Source organism: Nitrospirillum amazonense, assembly GCF_007828035.1.
Taxonomy (GTDB): Bacteria; Pseudomonadota; Alphaproteobacteria; order Azospirillales; family Azospirillaceae; genus Nitrospirillum; species Nitrospirillum amazonense.
Window position 1 is genome coordinate 1 of sequence record NZ_VITV01000005.1, and the last position, 15,854, is coordinate 15,854.

General features: G+C 67.8%; 14 protein-coding genes and 1 tRNA gene. 12 read left to right on the forward strand and 3 right to left on the reverse strand.

Annotation, left to right across the window (positions count from 1 at the left end):
- The first annotated feature begins 15 nt into the window (after positions 1–15).
- The 3 genes from FBZ87_RS15150 (at position 16) to FBZ87_RS15160 (ending at position 1,680) form a co-directional block, all read left to right on the forward strand.
- Positions 16–92 (forward strand) — tRNA-Met (locus FBZ87_RS15150).
- A gap of 167 nt (positions 93–259) precedes the next feature.
- The gene (locus FBZ87_RS15155; RefSeq protein WP_186454775.1) at positions 260–1,129 is read left to right on the forward strand and encodes a mechanosensitive ion channel family protein; all 870 of its coding nucleotides are present in this window, start codon (positions 260–262) and stop codon (positions 1,127–1,129) included.
- A gap of 203 nt (positions 1,130–1,332) precedes the next feature.
- The gene (locus FBZ87_RS15160; protein ID WP_145611169.1) at positions 1,333–1,680 is read left to right on the forward strand and encodes a hypothetical protein; all 348 of its coding nucleotides are present in this window, start codon (positions 1,333–1,335) and stop codon (positions 1,678–1,680) included.
- Positions 1,681–1,760: 80 nt separating this feature from the next.
- Here FBZ87_RS15160 and FBZ87_RS15165 read toward each other — a convergent pair whose 3' ends face one another.
- Positions 1,761–4,568, reverse strand: a complete 2,808-nt coding sequence (locus FBZ87_RS15165) for a hybrid sensor histidine kinase/response regulator (protein WP_145611170.1) — start codon at positions 4,566–4,568, stop codon at positions 1,761–1,763.
- Between the two features lie 316 nt (positions 4,569–4,884).
- On the opposite strand from FBZ87_RS15165, the gene FBZ87_RS15170 reads away from it, so the two are divergent.
- Positions 4,885–6,858, forward strand: coding sequence for a hypothetical protein (locus FBZ87_RS15170; protein WP_145611171.1), 1,974 nt, complete (start codon positions 4,885–4,887; stop codon positions 6,856–6,858).
- Between the two features lie 186 nt (positions 6,859–7,044).
- Positions 7,045–8,118 (forward strand): DNA polymerase IV, encoded by a 1,074-nt coding sequence (gene dinB, locus FBZ87_RS15175; RefSeq protein WP_145611172.1) that lies wholly within the window; start codon positions 7,045–7,047, stop codon positions 8,116–8,118.
- A gap of 55 nt (positions 8,119–8,173) precedes the next feature.
- On the opposite strand, the gene FBZ87_RS15180 is transcribed toward dinB, so the two are convergent.
- Complete coding sequence (locus tag FBZ87_RS15180; RefSeq protein ID WP_145611173.1) at positions 8,174–8,881, reverse strand: alpha/beta fold hydrolase; 708 nt, start codon at positions 8,879–8,881, stop codon at positions 8,174–8,176.
- A gap of 261 nt (positions 8,882–9,142) precedes the next feature.
- Between FBZ87_RS15180 and FBZ87_RS15185 the strand changes: the two genes are divergently transcribed.
- The 6 genes from FBZ87_RS15185 (at position 9,143) to FBZ87_RS15205 (ending at position 13,538) form a co-directional block, all read left to right on the forward strand.
- Positions 9,143–9,763 carry a glutathione S-transferase family protein gene (locus tag FBZ87_RS15185; protein WP_145611174.1) on the forward strand — a complete coding sequence of 207 codons (621 nt, stop codon included), beginning with the start codon at positions 9,143–9,145 and terminating at the stop codon, positions 9,761–9,763.
- 78 nt (positions 9,764–9,841) lie between these two features.
- A complete protein-coding gene (locus FBZ87_RS15190; RefSeq protein ID WP_145611175.1) occupies positions 9,842–11,911 on the forward strand; it encodes a 2Fe-2S iron-sulfur cluster-binding protein in 2,070 nt (689 codons plus the stop codon).
- A 21-nt stretch (positions 11,912–11,932) separates the two neighbouring features.
- Positions 11,933–12,157: a hypothetical protein gene (locus FBZ87_RS15195; protein ID WP_145611176.1), complete on the forward strand. Its 225-nt coding sequence runs from the start codon at positions 11,933–11,935 to the stop codon at positions 12,155–12,157.
- 14 nt (positions 12,158–12,171) lie between these two features.
- On the forward strand, positions 12,172–12,486 hold the full coding sequence (locus tag FBZ87_RS15200) for a hypothetical protein (protein WP_211106959.1): 315 nt from the start codon (positions 12,172–12,174) through the stop codon (positions 12,484–12,486).
- Positions 12,479–12,622 carry a hypothetical protein gene (locus FBZ87_RS29205; protein ID WP_186454776.1) on the forward strand — a complete coding sequence of 48 codons (144 nt, stop codon included), beginning with the start codon at positions 12,479–12,481 and terminating at the stop codon, positions 12,620–12,622. Before FBZ87_RS15200 ends, FBZ87_RS29205 begins: the two co-directional genes overlap by 8 nt.
- 25 nt (positions 12,623–12,647) lie before the next feature.
- On the forward strand, positions 12,648–13,538 hold the full coding sequence (locus FBZ87_RS15205) for a LysR family transcriptional regulator (protein ID WP_145611177.1): 891 nt from the start codon (positions 12,648–12,650) through the stop codon (positions 13,536–13,538).
- A 4-nt stretch (positions 13,539–13,542) separates the two neighbouring features.
- On the opposite strand, the gene FBZ87_RS15210 is transcribed toward FBZ87_RS15205, so the two are convergent.
- Complete coding sequence (locus tag FBZ87_RS15210) at positions 13,543–14,304, reverse strand: FadR/GntR family transcriptional regulator (RefSeq protein WP_145611178.1); 762 nt, start codon at positions 14,302–14,304, stop codon at positions 13,543–13,545.
- A 189-nt stretch (positions 14,305–14,493) separates the two neighbouring features.
- Here FBZ87_RS15210 and manD point away from each other — a divergent pair, with 189 nt between their 5' ends.
- Positions 14,494–15,705, forward strand: coding sequence for a D-mannonate dehydratase ManD (gene manD / locus FBZ87_RS15215; RefSeq protein WP_145611179.1), 1,212 nt, complete (start codon positions 14,494–14,496; stop codon positions 15,703–15,705).
- Positions 15,706–15,854 lie beyond the last annotated feature (149 nt).

Below are 15,854 nucleotides of genomic sequence, written 5' to 3' on the forward strand. Positions count from 1 at the left end.
CCCAGCACCCATTCCCGCGGGGTGGAGCAGCCCGGTAGCTCGTCAGGCTCATAACCTGAAGGCCGCAGGTTCAAATCCTGCCCCCGCAACCAAATACGAAACCCCCGCCCGCATTGCGCAGGCGGGGGTTTTGCTTTTTGGGCCCCGGGAGATTGGCCAGGAGGACCCCGGTTCGGTCCTTTGGCATGGCCAAGGCTGGCGGAACCCGACCGCCTTCCCTATGTTCTTCACGCCCACATCGCCAACCGGAGGGTCGTGCATGCACTTGAATTTGCTCGCAGTGGATATCCCCGCGCTGGATACCGTGGACCAGAAGACCCAGGCGTTCCTGGTCAGCCTCAACGCCCTCATTCCCTGGGTCGTGACCAACGGCGTCAACCTTCTGGCGGCCATCCTGATCCTGCTGATCGGCCTGTGGCTGTCGGGCAAGGTCAGCCGCATCGTCACGGCCGTCCTGGGCCGCACCCCGCAGTTCGACGCCATGCTGCGCGGTTTCTTCGCCAGCTTGGCGCGCTACGCTGTGCTGACGCTGACCGTGCTGGCGGTGCTGGCCCAATTCGGCATCCAGACGGCCAGTCTGGTCGCCGTCATTGGTGCCGCCGGCCTGGCCATCGGCCTGGCGCTGCAGGGTACCCTGTCCAGCTTGGCGGCCGGCGTCATGCTGCTGATCTTCCGGCCCTTCAAGATCGGCGACAAGGTGCAGGTCGGTGGTGCCACCGGGACCGTGCGCGACCTTTCGCTGTTCTGGACCGAACTGATCTCCGACGACCAGATCCAGATCATCATCCCCAACAACAGCGTGTGGGGCCAGGCGTTGCGCAACATGAGCGTCCACCCCACCCCGGCCCACGCTGGCGAGCTGCGCTTTCGCATTCCGGAAACCAGCGACCTGGATAGCGTGGCCGAGGCAGTGCGCCGTATCGTGGCCGCCGACCCGCGCATCCAGCCCAATCCCACCGTCCTATTCGACCGCACCGGTGACAGCCGTGCGCTGGATGTGGTGGTGGGCTTCTCCACCGCCGACGACATCGTGGCCGCCGTGAAGAGCGACCTTATCCGCGCCATCCACGCGACGGCGCTGTCCACGGAGCCGCCGGCCGTTCCGCTGTCTTCACCGCCGGCCACCTGACGCCGCCGCCCCTTCCCATGATGACAGCCGCCCGGTGGCGCCGCCGGGCGGCTGTCGCGTTATGGGCCAACGCGCCCTGGCATGGTCTTCGTGACTCGCATGGCGGCCGAGCGACTGACACCGTTGTCTATTATCTCGCAGGTGCCATATTTTAGTTCGCAGTTGCAGCATGCGCTGCCATCCGTCGTCATCCGAGGTCCGCCATGTCCCGCTCCATCGCCGCCCACTCCATCCTGTTTTCCGCCGTCGTCGCCGGGGCCGTGGGCCTGGCGACCATGGCCCGCTCCGAGACGCTGTCCGCCGACACGGCCCTGAAGGCCAAGTTCGACGCCGTCGACGTCAACCTTTACTACCATCCGACCCAGGCCGGGTATCAGGTGGTGGTGACCGCCGGAACTCAGGACCCGGCCAGCACCGTCCGTTTCGTGTCCACCCTCGCCCCGGACCAGGAGACCGTCGTGTCCGTGCCGCGCGGCGCCGGTCAGCAGGCCCTGGAACTGCGCCTGCGCCGGGTCGGCGACCAGCTGGAGCTGGTGCGTCCGGTGTCGTGATCCGGCCGGCGTGGGCCCATTCGCATCCATCAAAAGCCCGTGGCTCCGGCCACGGGCTTTTTTGTCGTGGGGGCGAGGGCCTATGCCCTCAGCATCTCGCGGACCTTGGTGCCCAGGGCTTCCAGCGTGAAGGGCTTGGCCAGGATGTCCATGCCGGGCTGCAGGAAGCCGGCGCGGGCCGTGGCGTTCTCGGCATAGCCGGTGATGAACAGCACCTTTAGCCGGGGGCGGAACTGTCGGGCGATTTCCGCCAACTGGCGGCCGTTCATGTTGGGCAGGCCCACATCGGTCACCAACAGGTCGATGGCGCGCCGGGATTCCAGGTGGGGGATGGCGCCCCGCGCGTCGGGCGCCTCGATATGGCGGTATCCCAGGTCCTCCAGCACGTCGATGACCAGCATGCGCACCGTACTGTCATCTTCCACCACCAGCACCGTCTCCCCCAGCCCGGGCGGGGCGGCGGGCTCGGGCGGCGCCGCCTGCGCCTCTTCCGGCGGGGCCCGGCGCAGGGTCAGGGTGACGGTGGTGCCCTGACCGACCTCGCTGTCGATATGGACATGACCACCGGACTGGCGGGCATAGCCGTAGATCATCGACAGACCCAGGCCCGTGCCCTGGCCGATGGGTTTGGTGGTGAAGAAGGGGTCGAAGGCCTTTTCCCGCACCGAGGGCACCATGCCCGTGCCCGTGTCCGACACCTGGACCACGACATAATCGCCGGCGGTGCGCTTCTCTGCCCCGTCGCTGCTCTCGCCCAGGGTCTGGTTGGCGGTGGTGATGGTCAGATGGCCCCCGCCCGGCATGGCGTCACGGGCATTCAGCGCTAAATTCAGCAGCGCGCTCTCGAACTGGTTGGCGTCGGTCAGGGCCGGCCACAGGCTGGGGGCCAACCGCGTTTCCAGGGTGATGTCCGCCCCCAATGTGCGACGCAACACGTCGGCGAAATTGACGACCAGGGCGTTCACGTCCTGGGGCCGGGTATCCAGCGACTGCCGCCGGGCGAAGGCCAGCAGGCGATGGGTCAGGGCTGCGGCCCGCTGCACCGCCGTTGACGCCGCGTCCAGATAGCGATCCAGTCCTTCAGAGCGCCCTGCGTGTACCCGCCGGCGAATCAGCTCTACGGCACCCGAGATGCCCATGAGCATGTTGTTGAAGTCATGGGCGATGCCCCCCGTCAGCTGACCCAGCGCCTCCATCTTCTGCGCTTGGCGCAGCTGTTCCTCGGCGGCATGACGGGCGGTCACATCCATGGCCTCCGGTACGATGGCAATGACTTTCCCCGCCCCGTCGAGCACCGGCCGCAATGAGAAGTCGAAGATGTGCCGGCCAGCGGGCAGGTTGATGATGACCTCCCGCCGCACAGTGCGTCCCGCCCGCACCAGGGGCAGGGCGGTGCGCACCAGGTCGGGCATGCCCGGCGTGGCGGTGAACCACGGCGTCTCCCAGAAGGGCTTGCCCACCACGTCCTCTCGCCGCGCCCGGATGCCGGCCAGCGAGGTGGGGTTGGCGTCGAGCACGATGCCCTCGGGCGACAGCAGGCCCTGATGCTGGTAGCTGGTGTTGAAGACGGAGCGTAGCCGCGCCTCTGACCGCTCCAGGGCTTGGGCCTGTTCCCGCTCTCGCGTCACATCGCGGCCGGCGGCGTAGATCAGCCCGCCCTCCGGTGCCGCCACCCAGCCGATCCAACGATAGCTGCCATCGCGATGGCGGCAGCGGGCCTCGACGTTGTTCAGCGCCTCCCTTGAGGCGTGGGCCAGGGCCCTGGCCTTCAATTCGCAGTCGTCGGGATGCGTCAGGTCCAGATAGTGCTTGCCGATCAGCTCCTCGGGCTCCCAGCCCAGGATGGTGCGCCAGGCGGGGTTGGCGGCGCGGAATATCCCCTCGGGACTGATGACCAGCAGCAGGTCCTGGGCATTGTTCCAGGCGCTGTCCCGCTCCCGCGTGCGCTCCGCCACCTGGCGTTCCAGGGTTTCGTTCATATGGGCCAGTGCCTCGGCGGCGGCCTTCTGGTCCTCGATATCGGTGGTGGTGCCCAGCCAGCGCAGGATGGCGCCACTATCGTCACGGATGGGGACGGCGCGCGCCAGATGCCAGCGATAGATGCCGTCGGCCCGGCGCAGGCGGAACTCCGCCGTGTAGGTCCCGCCCGCCTTTACGGCGGCGGCCCAGCCTCCGGCGGCCCCGGCCAGGTCATCCGGATGGGTCACCCATGTCCACGCCTGGCCGTCCAGGGCGCCGGTGGGAGCGCCGGTATAGGCATAGGCATGCGGGTTGAACCAGTCGAGGTTTCCCTCCGGTGTGGCGGTCCACACCAGCGCGGGCATGGCTTCCGCCAGGGTGCGGAACTGGGCCTCGCTGTCGCGCAGGCGCTGCAGGGCCATCACGCGGTCCGTCGTCTCATCCACGATGCAGACCACGCCCTCCACCTCCCCCGCCTCGTTGCGCGCGGGGGAGTAGGAGATGTCGAAATAGACGGTCTCGATATAGCCCTTGCGCTCAATGCGGAAGGGGCGGTCCTTGGCCACCACCGTTTCGCCATTGCGCGCCTGTCGCAGCAGCGGCTCCAGATCGTCCCACAACTCCGTCCAATACTCACGGGCGGGGCGACCCAGGGCGTGGGGGTGCTTGTTGCCAATGGTGGGGGCGTAGGCGGCGTTGTAGAGGGCCACGAACTCCGGCCCCCAGAACATGACGATCTGGGCCTGGGCCGGCAGGATCAGGCTGACGGCGCCCTTCAGGGTGATCGACCAGCCCGCCACCGGACCCAGCGGCGAGGTGGACCAGTCCATGGTGCGCATCCGCGCGCTGATGGCGCAGTCGCCGTCCGGGAACGGTATGCCGCTCCGGCCATCCACCTCGTCCCGCACCGCCGTTCCCTTCCTCGCCATCCAACCTCACCCGCAAATCCGGCCCGCCCGGACTTTGCTCAGGCAGCAATTGCTCAGGCAGCAAACTAGGCTGAACAGCCTTGTCTTACAGGGTGGCTCCGTCAATCGCGCCGCTGGTGGCGGGCGAGCCCGTCTTTCGTCCTACGACGACGGCGGCGGGCCTAGCCCTTCGGCTGGGCAGGCATCTGCCGGCTTGAGCGACGGGGGAATAAATGTGATTAATGGAACGTTACCGCTAACATTGCTTCTTCCGAGTCCTGGAAATCGTTTTCACCCGGAAGATTGACCATAAAAATGAACGATAGGGAGTGAATCCATGAAACGAGCGTTCCAGGCTGCCGCCTGCGCCGCCTTGCTCAGCCTGCCGCTGACCGCCCTGCTGGCGCCGCCCACGGCGGCGGCCAAGGCGGCCCCATCGACCTACCAGAACTTCCGGGTAGCGATCTACATTGCTGTCACCAGCACCCGTCAACTGGCGGACAAGGCCACTTTCGACCGCGAGTTCGAGCGGGCGATGCGCCAGACCCATTTCAACAAGGTCTACCTTGAGGTCTACCGCAACCACGTCTTCGCCACCGACGAGGAGGTGACCCGCGTCAAGAAGTGGTTCGAGGAAAAAGGCGTGCAGGTGTCCGGCGGCATCACCCTGGCCGCGGGCGGCGAGGGCGGGCAGTTTGGCACCTTCGACTATGAGAAGCCCGCCGACCGCGAGGAATGCGCCAAGGCGGCGGCGCTGGCCGCCAAGCACTTTGATGACGTGATCCTGGACGATTTCTTCTTCTATGCCAGCAAGAGCGACGCCGACATCGCCGCCAAGGGCAACCGCAGCTGGACCCAGTACCGGCTGGAAACCATGCGGCAGGTGGCGCGCGACCTGGTGCTGAAGCCGGCAAAGGCGGCCAACCCCAAGGTCCGCATGATCATCAAGTATCCCAACTGGTATGAGCACTTCCAGGGGGCGGGATACGACCTGGAGCAGGAGTCCCAGGACTTCGACGCCATCTACACCGGCACCGAGACGCGCGACCCGGTGATCACCGACCAGCTGCTGCAGCAGTACGAGAGCTATGAGATCTACCGGTACTACAGCAACATCCGGCCCACCGACGCGAAAGGAGGGGTGGGCAACGGCGGCGGCTGGGTTGACACCTATTCCACCCTCTACGTCGACCGCTATGCCGAGCAGCTGTGGGACACGCTGTTCGCCAAGGCGCCGGAGATCACCCTGTTCAACTGGCGCCCCATGTCGGAGGCGGAGGCGGTGCAGCCGGGTGACCGCCAGGCCTGGGCCGGCCTGCCCACCAGCTTCCGCTGGCAGGAGATGATCTCAGGTTATAAGCCCGGTCCCCAGGCCAACGACCCCGGCCCCGGTTGGGGCCGCGCCGCCGGTTATGCGCTGGAGACGGTGGACAAGGATCTGGGCAAGCTGGGCAAGCCCATCGGCATTGCCAGCTACAAGCCCTACCAATCCTCCGGCGAGGATTTCCTGCACAATTACCTGGGCACCATCGGTATCCCGATCGAACTGTCGCCCAAGTTCCCCATCAATGCCGACGTGGCCCTGCTGACCCAGGCGGCGGCGCAGGACCCCAAGATCGTGGATGAGATCAAGGGTAACCTGGTGGCGGGCAAGACGGTGGTCATCACCTCCGGCCTGCTGTCCGCGCTCCAGGGGAAAGGCATCGAGGACATCGCGGAGGTGTGGGACACGGGCCGCAAGGTGGCCATCCACGACTTCATCAACGGCTACGGCGCCGGCAACGGCGACAGCCTGAACGACCCGGCGCATGACAACCCTCCCGTGCTGTTCCCCGAGGTGCACTACTACACCAACGACAGCTGGCCCATCATCCGCGGCGTGGCCAACGCCAAGGGCTTCCCCATCCTGCTGATGAACCGGTATTCCAAGGGCGTCCTCTATGTCCTGACCATGCCCGACAACCCGGGCGACCTCTACAACCTGCCCCAGGGCCTGGTGACCGAGATCAAGAAGTACCTGCAGCAGGACTTCCCCGTGCGCCTGGACAGCCCGGACCATGTCAGCCTGTTCGCCTATGACAACGACACCTTCGTGGTGGAGTCCTTCCGCGACCAGCCGGTGTCGGTGACCCTGTCGCTGCTGGGCCAAGGCGTGCACCTGCGCAACCTGTCCACCAACGCCGATATCGCCGCCGCGCCGGCGGTGGCGCCCAAGGACGGCAAGTTCCGGCGGGACAACGTGGCGGCCCGCACCGATTTCGGCGTGACGGTGCAGCCGCATTCCTACCAGGTATTCAAGATCGAGAAGTGAAGCGGCATACGCTGATGTTCCGCATGTGCTCGTGAGGCCGGCGACCGCCGGCCTCAGGAGCGAGTACCGGAGGGCGCAGCGAGGATAGCCCAGGCCGCGGATGCGGCCGCCCGGCGCGTGAGGGAACAAATCAACTGTGATCTGTTCCCTTTCCGTTCATAGGTGATCTGCTAGGATGCCGGGGCCATGACCAGCCCCGGTATCCGCAAGATCATCCACGTCGACATGGACGCGTTCTATGCGTCGGTGGAACAGCGCGACAACCCGCATCTGCGCGGGCGGCCGGTGGCCGTGGGCTACGGCGCCAAGCGCGGCGTGGTGGCGGCGGCCAGCTATGAGGCGCGGGAATATGGCGTGCGCAGCGCCATGCCCTCCACCACCGCCTTGCGCAAATGCCCGCCGCTGATCTTCGTGCCGCCCCGGTTCGAGGTCTACCGCGCCATTTCCCGCCAGATCCGGGAAATCTTCGCCGATTACACCGACCTGATCGAACCCCTGTCTCTGGACGAGGCTTATCTGGACGTGACGGAAAACCGCCGGGGCCTGCCCACGGCGACAGCCACCGCCACGGAAATCCGCGCCCGCATCAAGGCGGAGACGGGGCTGAACGCCTCGGCCGGCATCTCCTACAACAAGTTCCTGGCCAAGCTGGCCTCCGACCACCGCAAGCCCAACGGCCAGTTCGTCGTGCCGCCCGGCCATGGCGAGGCCTTCGTGGAAAACCTGCCGGTGGCCAAGTTCCACGGCGTGGGCCCGGTGACGGCGGAGAAGATGAACAGCCTGGGCATCCATACCGGCGCCGACCTGCGCCGCCAGACCGTCAGCTTCCTGCAGACCCATTTCGGCAAGTCCGGCCCCTGGTACCACGCCATCGCCCATGGCGAGGACCACCGGCCCGTGGTTTCCGACCGGCCGCGCAAATCCTCCGGCTCCGAAACCACCTTCCTGGAGGATTTGACGGAGCCGGCGGCGGTGGAGCAGGGCGTGCTGTCCATGGCGGACGAGGTCTGGGCCTGGTGTGAGAAGGCCCAGGCCTTCGGCCGCACCGTGACTGTGAAGATCAAGTACGGCGATTTCCGCCAGGCCACCCGCAGCCGTACCCTGGCGGCGCCCGTGGTGTCGCAAGAGTCATTGCGCGCCGTCAGTGTGGAACTGGTGCGCACCGTCTATCCCCTGCCCACGGGCGTGCGCCTGCTGGGGGTGACCGTTTCCAGTTTCGAGGCGTCCGGCCCGCCGGCGCAGCTGGAATTCGGGTTCTGACACCCGGCCCCGCCGCCCCCAGGCCCACCCCGGTCCCACGCGACGGCCGCCGGGGTCATCCGGCCAGGCTTCCCACCGCCTCCATGATGACCTGGGCCACGGCCTCCGGCATCGACAGCAGGGACAGATGGCTGGCCTTCAGTTCGGTGGTGCGGGCGTTCATCTGGCCGGCCAGCTTGCGCTGCAACTCGACGCTGACGATCCGGTCGTCGCCGGAAACGATGTACCAGCTGGGGCGGCTGGACCAGGCGGCCTCAGTGATCGTGTCGGTGAAGGTGCGGGCCGCCAGGGGCGGCTGCAGCACCGCCAGCAGCCTGGCCTCATCCTCCGGCAGGTCTTGGCCCACGTCCTGCACCCAGCCCTCGGCGCTGAGGGTTAGGAATCCGGCGCCGTCGTCGATGATCTTGGCCAGCGCCGGCGGCGGGGCATGCGCACCGACCAGGTCGCCGGTGCTTTGGCCCACGCCCGGCGCAAAGGCCGCCACATAGACCAGCGCCTTCACCTTCGGATCGTTTCCGGCCTCGGTGATGACCGTGCCGCCCCAACTGTGCCCCACCAGCACGACCGGCCCGGGGATGGTGTTCAGCGCCCGTCGGGTCGCCGCCACGTCGTCGGCGAGGGAGGTGGTGGGGTTCTGGACGGCGACGACGCGCAAGCCCTTCTTCATCAGCAGGGGAATGACCTGGCGCCAGCTGGAGCCATCGGCCCAGGCGCCATGGACAAGCACGACGGTCGGGCTGGGGGAGGGCGGGGTGGATTCCATGGGCTTCAGCTCCTGAGTGAGACGGACCCGTCGGGGGACGGTGGTCACATCTTCAGGGGCGGGGGTTGGTGCCGTATTGGAGAATGCGCGAGGCTTTGGAGGTTTGGCGGCCATATTTCGCCCCCCGGAAGGCCATCCCCATTATTACCCCACGTGTAATAATGAAGTGCCGAGATCGATAATTCTCAGCAGGGGGCGATTGGGCGACCCTGCGTTCGCGGATCGGGAATGACCCCGGTCCTGAACATCGGGAACCGGATCATGAAGCTCTATCACCATCCCTTGTCGGGCCACTCCCACCGGGCGCGCCTGTTTCTCTCGCTGCTGGCCGTGCCGCACGACTTGGTCGAGGTCGACCTGGCGGCCGGCGCCCACAAGAAGCCGGAGTTCCTGGCCCTGAACCCCTTCGGCCAGGTACCGGTGCTGGACGACGACGGCGTCGTCGTGTCGGACTCCAACGCCATCCTGGTCTACCTCGCCCGCAAGCTGGGACGCGCCGACTGGCTGCCCGAGGACGCGCAGGGCACCGCCGCCGTGCAGCGCTGGCTGTCGGTGGCGGCGGGTGAGGTGGCGTACGGCCCGGCGGCGGCCCGCCTGGTCACGGTCTTCGGGTCCAAGCACAACCCGCAAGAGGTAATCGCCCGGGCGCACGGCCTGCTGAAGAACCTGGAGTCCCATCTGGTGGGCCGGGACTGGCTGGTGGGCGGGGCGCCGACCATCGCCGACGTGGCGCTCTACAGCTACGTGGCCCGCGCCCCGGAAGGAAACGTCGACCTGTCGGGCTATCCCGGCGTCATCGCCTTCCTGCGCCGGATCGAGGCGCTGCCGGGCTTCGTGCCCTTCGTCGAGACGCCGGTGGGCCTGTCCGCTACCGCTGCGTGATCCCGTGGCACGGGCGCGCCACCAGGTGCGCCCGCCGGCCCAGACCGAAAGAGGTGGGCCAGACCGAAGGAGGTGGAAATGAGCGACACCGCATTGGCCAAGCTGGCGGTCTGGCATGCCGGCGAGAAGACCATCCAGGAGAAGGTCGGTGTGGCCGAGCGGATGGCAAGCGTGGGGCAGCGGGTGATCCGCGACTACATGCCCGACCAGCACCGCGACTTCTACGCCCAGATCCCCTTCATCGTGGCGGGCAGTGTCGATCCCGCCGGCGATGCCTGGGCCACGCTGCTGGCGGGACGGCCGGGTTTCATCACCTCCCCCACGCCCCGGTCGCTGGCGATCGACGCGCGGCCCGACCCCACCGATCCGGCGGCACAGGGCATTGGGGAAGGTCAGGCCATCGGCTTGCTGGGCATCGAGCTGCACACCCGCCGGCGCAACCGGGTGAACGGTATCCTGCGGTCCGGCGCCGGTCCCTTCCTTTTCCAGGTCGATCAGAGCTTCGGCAACTGCCCGCAGTATATCCAGCTGCGCGATTACCGTCTGGCGCGCGACCCCGCCGAGGTGTTCACCGGCCCGGTGCTGGAAGGCACCGAACTGGATGCCGAGGCGCGACGCATGATCGCGGCGGCGGACACCTTCTTCGTGGCGTCATACGCCGACCGGGACGACCGCCGCCAGGTGGACGTGTCGCACCGCGGTGGCAAGGCCGGCTTCGTCCGGGTGGCCGCGGACGGCACGCTGACCATCCCCGACTTCGCCGGCAACCTGTTCTTCGCCACGCTGGGCAACATCCTGGTGAACGGCAAGGCAGGGCTGGTGTTCATCGATTTCGAGACCGGCGACATGCTGCAGCTGACGGGCGACGCCCAGGTCATCCTGGACAGCCCAGAGGTTGCCGCCTTCCAGGGGGCGGAGCGGCTGTGGACCTTCCGCGCCCGGCGGGTGGTGCGGCGCCCGGGCGCCTTCGCCCTGCGCTGGGATTTCCAGGAGGACGGATGGTCCCCCAATTCCCTGATGACGGGCGACTGGGCGCAAGCCGCCGATCGTCTGCGCGCGGCGGACCTGGCCACGCGCTGGCGGCCGTTCAAGGTGACACGGATCGTGGATGAAAGCGCCGCTATCCGTTCCTTCCACCTGATGCCGGACGACGGCGCCGGCCTGATCCCGCATGAGGCGGGGCAGCACCTGCCCATCCGCCTGGCCCTTCCCGGCACGGACAAGCCGGCCATCCGCACCTACACCCTGTCGGTGGCGCCGTCCGACGCCGTCTATCGTATCAGCGTCAAGCGCGACGGCCTGGTCTCCAGCCATCTGCACGACCATGTCCGCGTGGGTGACGTCATCGAGGCGCGGGCGCCGGCCGGGGGCTTCACCATCGACGCCCGGCAGAAGCGGCCGGCCGTGCTGCTGGGCGCCGGCGTGGGCATCACGCCCATGCTGGCCATGCTGCGCCACGTGGTTTACGAGGGCCTGCGGACCCGCGGCATCCGCCCCACCACCCTGTTCCATGCCGCCCGGACCAAGACGGACCGGCCCTTCGAGGCCGAGGTGGCGGAACTGGTGGCGGCGGCCAAGGGTGCCGTGCGGGTCGTGCGGGTGCTGAGCGACGCCACCGGCGCGGCGGAGGGGGCCGATTACGAGGCCGCCGGGCGCATCGACATGGCGCTGCTGGGCCGCTTCCTGGCATTCAACGACTATGACTTCTACCTGTGCGGTCCGGGGCCCTTCATGCAGGCGATCTACGATGGCTTGCGCGGCCTGAACGTCGCCGATGAGCGCATCCATGCCGAGGCTTTCGGCCCCTCTTCCCTGGTGCGGACAGCCGACAAGGCCGCCGTCGCGCCGCCGGTGCGTCAGCCGCCCGCCACCGGCCCCGTGCCGGTGGTGTTCACCACCGCGCTGAAGGAGGCGCGCTGGACGCCTGGGTCCGGCACGCTGCTGGAACTGGCGGAGGCCCGGGGCCTGAGTCCTGAGTTCAGCTGCCGCTCGGGCACCTGCGGCAGTTGCCGGACCAAGGTCCTGGCCGGGGCCGTGACTTACGTGAAGGAGCCAACCGCCCCGGTGGCCGAGGGCGAGGCGCTGATCTGCTGCGCCGTCCCGGCCGAGCAGCCCGAGGGCGCGGGCCCGCTGCAACTGGCCCTCTGATCCCGAACCGGAGATGACATCATGTTTTACCTGCTGATGCCGGAGGCCATGGACATGGCCGCCGAAGCCGCCCGGCTGACCCTCTGGCTATTGCACCGGCGGCTCGCCCGCCTCCGCTTCCTGCTTCGCGGCCCCGCCGCCGTCGGCGTCGACCTGCGGGGGACCCTGGCCAAGGGCGAGTTGCCGGCCACCTTGCGCGAGCGTATCGCGCTGGCCATCGCCGAAGGCCACGGCTGCGACTTTTGAAAGGGCATGGACCCATGACCGCCGACACGCTGGATGGGCGCGCGCGCCTGTCGATCGAACTGGCCCTGACCGCCGGCACCCCCGATCCCCGGCAGGACGCGGCTGCCCGCGCGCTGGGCATGTCGGGCGCGGAAATCGACGCCGCCCGCCAGGGCCGGAGCTTCGACGTGCGCACGTCCCTCGCCCTGGCGCTGGCGCTGGCGACGGAGGACCTGCGCCAGGACCGCCGCGCCAGGGCGCTCAAGGCCGGCATTCCCGAAGCGGCCTGTCGCGAAATCGAGGCCCTGGCGCGCCAGGCCGGTACCGGAGGAGGGCCTCGCCATGTGTGACGCCGACCAAGTGGATGACGGGGAAGAGAAGCCTCCGGCCCGTTGGGACGGGGCGCCGCCGCCGCCTGACTATTTTCGCGACATGATCATCCAGGATCCATGTACTTATGCGGAATTTCTGGCCCGGCTGATGTGAAGGCCGGGCGCGGGGGGAGGGTTTCATGGATCGCTGGCAGGCCATGCGCATCTTCGTGAAGGTGGCAGAGACGGAGAGCTTCGCCGAAGCGGCGCGCCATCTGCACCTGAGCGCGCCGGCGGTTACCCGCGCCATCGCGGCGCTGGAGGAAACCATCGGCGCCCGCCTGTTCGTGCGCACCACACGCTCGGTCAAGCTGACCGAGGCCGGCGGGCGCTATTTCGACGATTGCCGGCGCATCCTGGCCGACATCACAGAGGCGGAGGCCGCCGCCGCCGGGTCTTACGCCACGCCCTCGGGAATGCTGACCGTCACCGCGTCCTTGCTGTTCGGGCAGATGTACGTGCTGCCCATCGTGACGGACTATTTGGACGCCTATCCGGCCATGACGGCGCGCACCTTCTTCGTCGACCGCCCGGTAAACATTGTCGAGGAAGGGGTGGACGTGGCCGTCCGCATCGGTCGCCTGCCGGATTCAGGCTTCACGGCCATCAAGGTGGGAACGGTCCGCCGGGTAGTTTGTGGCGCGCCGGCCTATTTTGAGAAGCATGGCGTGCCCACCGCCCCGGCGGAGCTGAAGGATCACCGCATCGCCGTTTCCACCAGCGCCTGGGCCTCACCCGAATGGCGCTTCGCCGGCGATCAGCGGGTCGTCATCCATCCCACCCTGCACTGCAACACCAACGAGGCGGCGATCGCCACCGCCCAGGCCGGCTGGGGGCTGACGCGGGTGCTGCACTACCAGATCGGCCCGGCCTTGCTGGAGGGGCGCTTGCAGGTGGTGCTTAGCGAGTATGAGGAGCCGCCGCTGCCCATCCACGTGCTGTACGCCGAGGGGAGGCAGGCGCCGGCCAAGATCAGGGCCTTCGTCGATAGGGCGGTGGCCGCGTTGCGGGGCAATCGTTTACTGAACTGACGCCTCAAACGCCCGCGCGCCGGCGCAACTCGTCGCGCTTGGCCGCTACCTCGGCGCGGGCGCGCTGCACGGCCTCCATCTCCGTCGCCTCCAGCAGGCCTTCGATGACGCGGCCCAGATGGTCGCGCATGGCGGCGCGGGCGGCCTGAGGGTCGCGGGCGGCCAGGCTCTGCACGATGCGCTGATGTTCCTCCACCCGGGGGAGGTCGCCCGCGGTGCGGGCGCGTTCCAGCATGGCCATGCACAGCGGCGACTTGTAGCGCATGTCCCACAGCTGCTCGACCACGCCGACCAGGGCGGTGTTGCGACTGGCCCGTGCGATGGTCAGGTGGAAGCGGCGGTCGGCCTGTTCTCCCACCGCGTTGCGCTCGTTCTCCTCCCCGATCTCGCGCAGCAGGGCGGCCAAAACCGCCAGCTCCTCATCGGTGATCGTGGTGGCGGCCAGGGCGGCCACCTCGCCCTCCACCAGGCGGCGCGCCTCGGTCAGCTCAAAGGCGCCGATGTCCAGTTCCGCCGCCGCCTCGCCGGCGGGCAACTGCTCCGTCACATAGATGCCGGAGCCATGGCGCGCCTCCACCAGCCCCAGGATTTCCAGGGTGATCATGGCCTCGCGTACCGTGGGGCGGCTGACATCGAACGTTTCCGCCAGATCGCGTTCCGAGGGCAGGCGCTGGCCGGTGGCGTAGACGCCCCGGCGGATGTCGGCGGCGATGGCATCGGCCACCTGGCGGTACAGGCGCTGGCCATTGGCGGGAAGGGGCAGCATGCGAGTGCTCTGACCAGATGTGGGGCGGAGGATGTCCAGAATAGGGCAGGGGACGCCCTGTCCGCCACCCCAATATCGACTTCTTGACAGGCCTCTGAGCCTATGAAAGACATAAGTGGTAAGACCAATTTACGGGCATTCCCAGGCCGTCCCGCCGGGGCCGTCCGATCCAGAGTAAAGGTTCGACCGATGTTGAAGATCAAGGACGCCCGGGTGGTGGTAACCTGCCCCGGCCGCAATTTCGTGACGTTGCGCATCGAGACGGCGGACGGCCTGTACGGGCTGGGCGATGCCACCTTGAACGGCCGCGAACTGGCGGTGGTCAGCTATCTCGCCGACCACGTCATCCCCTGCCTGATCGGCCGGGACGCCCACCAGATCGAGGACATCTGGCAATACCTTTACAGGGGGGCCTATTGGCGCCGTGGGCCTGTCACCATGTCGGCCATCGCCGCCGTTGACATGGCCCTATGGGACATCAAGGCCAAGGCGGCCAACATGCCCCTCTATCAGTTGCTGGGTGGCGCTTGCCGCACTGGCGTCATGGTCTACGGTCATGCCAACGGCCAGACCATCGAGGAGACGGTGGACGAGGCGTTGAAGTACCAGGCCTTAGGCTATAAGGCCATCCGCCTGCAGTCCGGCGTGCCGGGCCTGCCCTCCACCTACGGCGTTTCCGGCGACAAGATGTTCTACGAGCCGGCGGACGGCGCCCTGCCGACGGAGAACGTGTGGTCCACGGCCAAGTACATGCGCACGGTGCCCAAGCTGTTCGAGGCGGCCCGCCTGGCGCTGGGCGACGATGTCCACCTGCTGCACGACGTGCATCATCGCCTGACCCCCATCGAGGCCGGGCGCCTGGGCAAGAGCCTGGAGCCCTACCGACCCTTCTGGCTGGAGGATGCCACACCGGCGGAGAATCAGGAGGCCTTCCGCCTGATCCGCCAGCACACCACGACGCCCCTGGCGGTGGGTGAGGTGTTCAACACCATCTGGGACTGCAAGGACCTGATCCAGAACCAGTTGATCGACTATATCCGCGCCACGGTGGTGCACGCCGGTGGCATCACCCACCTGCGCCGCATCGCCAACCTCGCGGACCTGTACCAGGTCCGCACCGGCTGCCACGGCGCCACCGACTTGTCGCCCGTGACCATGGCGGCGGCCCTGCATTTCGACCTGTCCATCCCCAACTTCGGCGTCCAGGAATACATGCGCCACACGGCGGAGACGGACGCCGTCTTCCCCCACGCCTACAGCTTCAAGGACGGCTACCTGCACCCCGGCGACGCCCCAGGCCTGGGTGTGGACCTGGATGAGGGCTTGGCCGCCAAATACCCCTACAGCCGCGCCTTCCTGCCGGTGAACCGCCTGGAAGACGGCACTATGTACAACTGGTAAGGGCGGGTTTGGCTGACCGCCTTAATTTAATCCTGGAGGCCATGGTCTGACCACGGCGCGGTCATCCGGTTGACAGGCGTCATGTGGTATGACCACTATCCCGCTCCCTCCTGTCCCACCCATCCGGCCACGCGGTTCCGCCAAGGTGC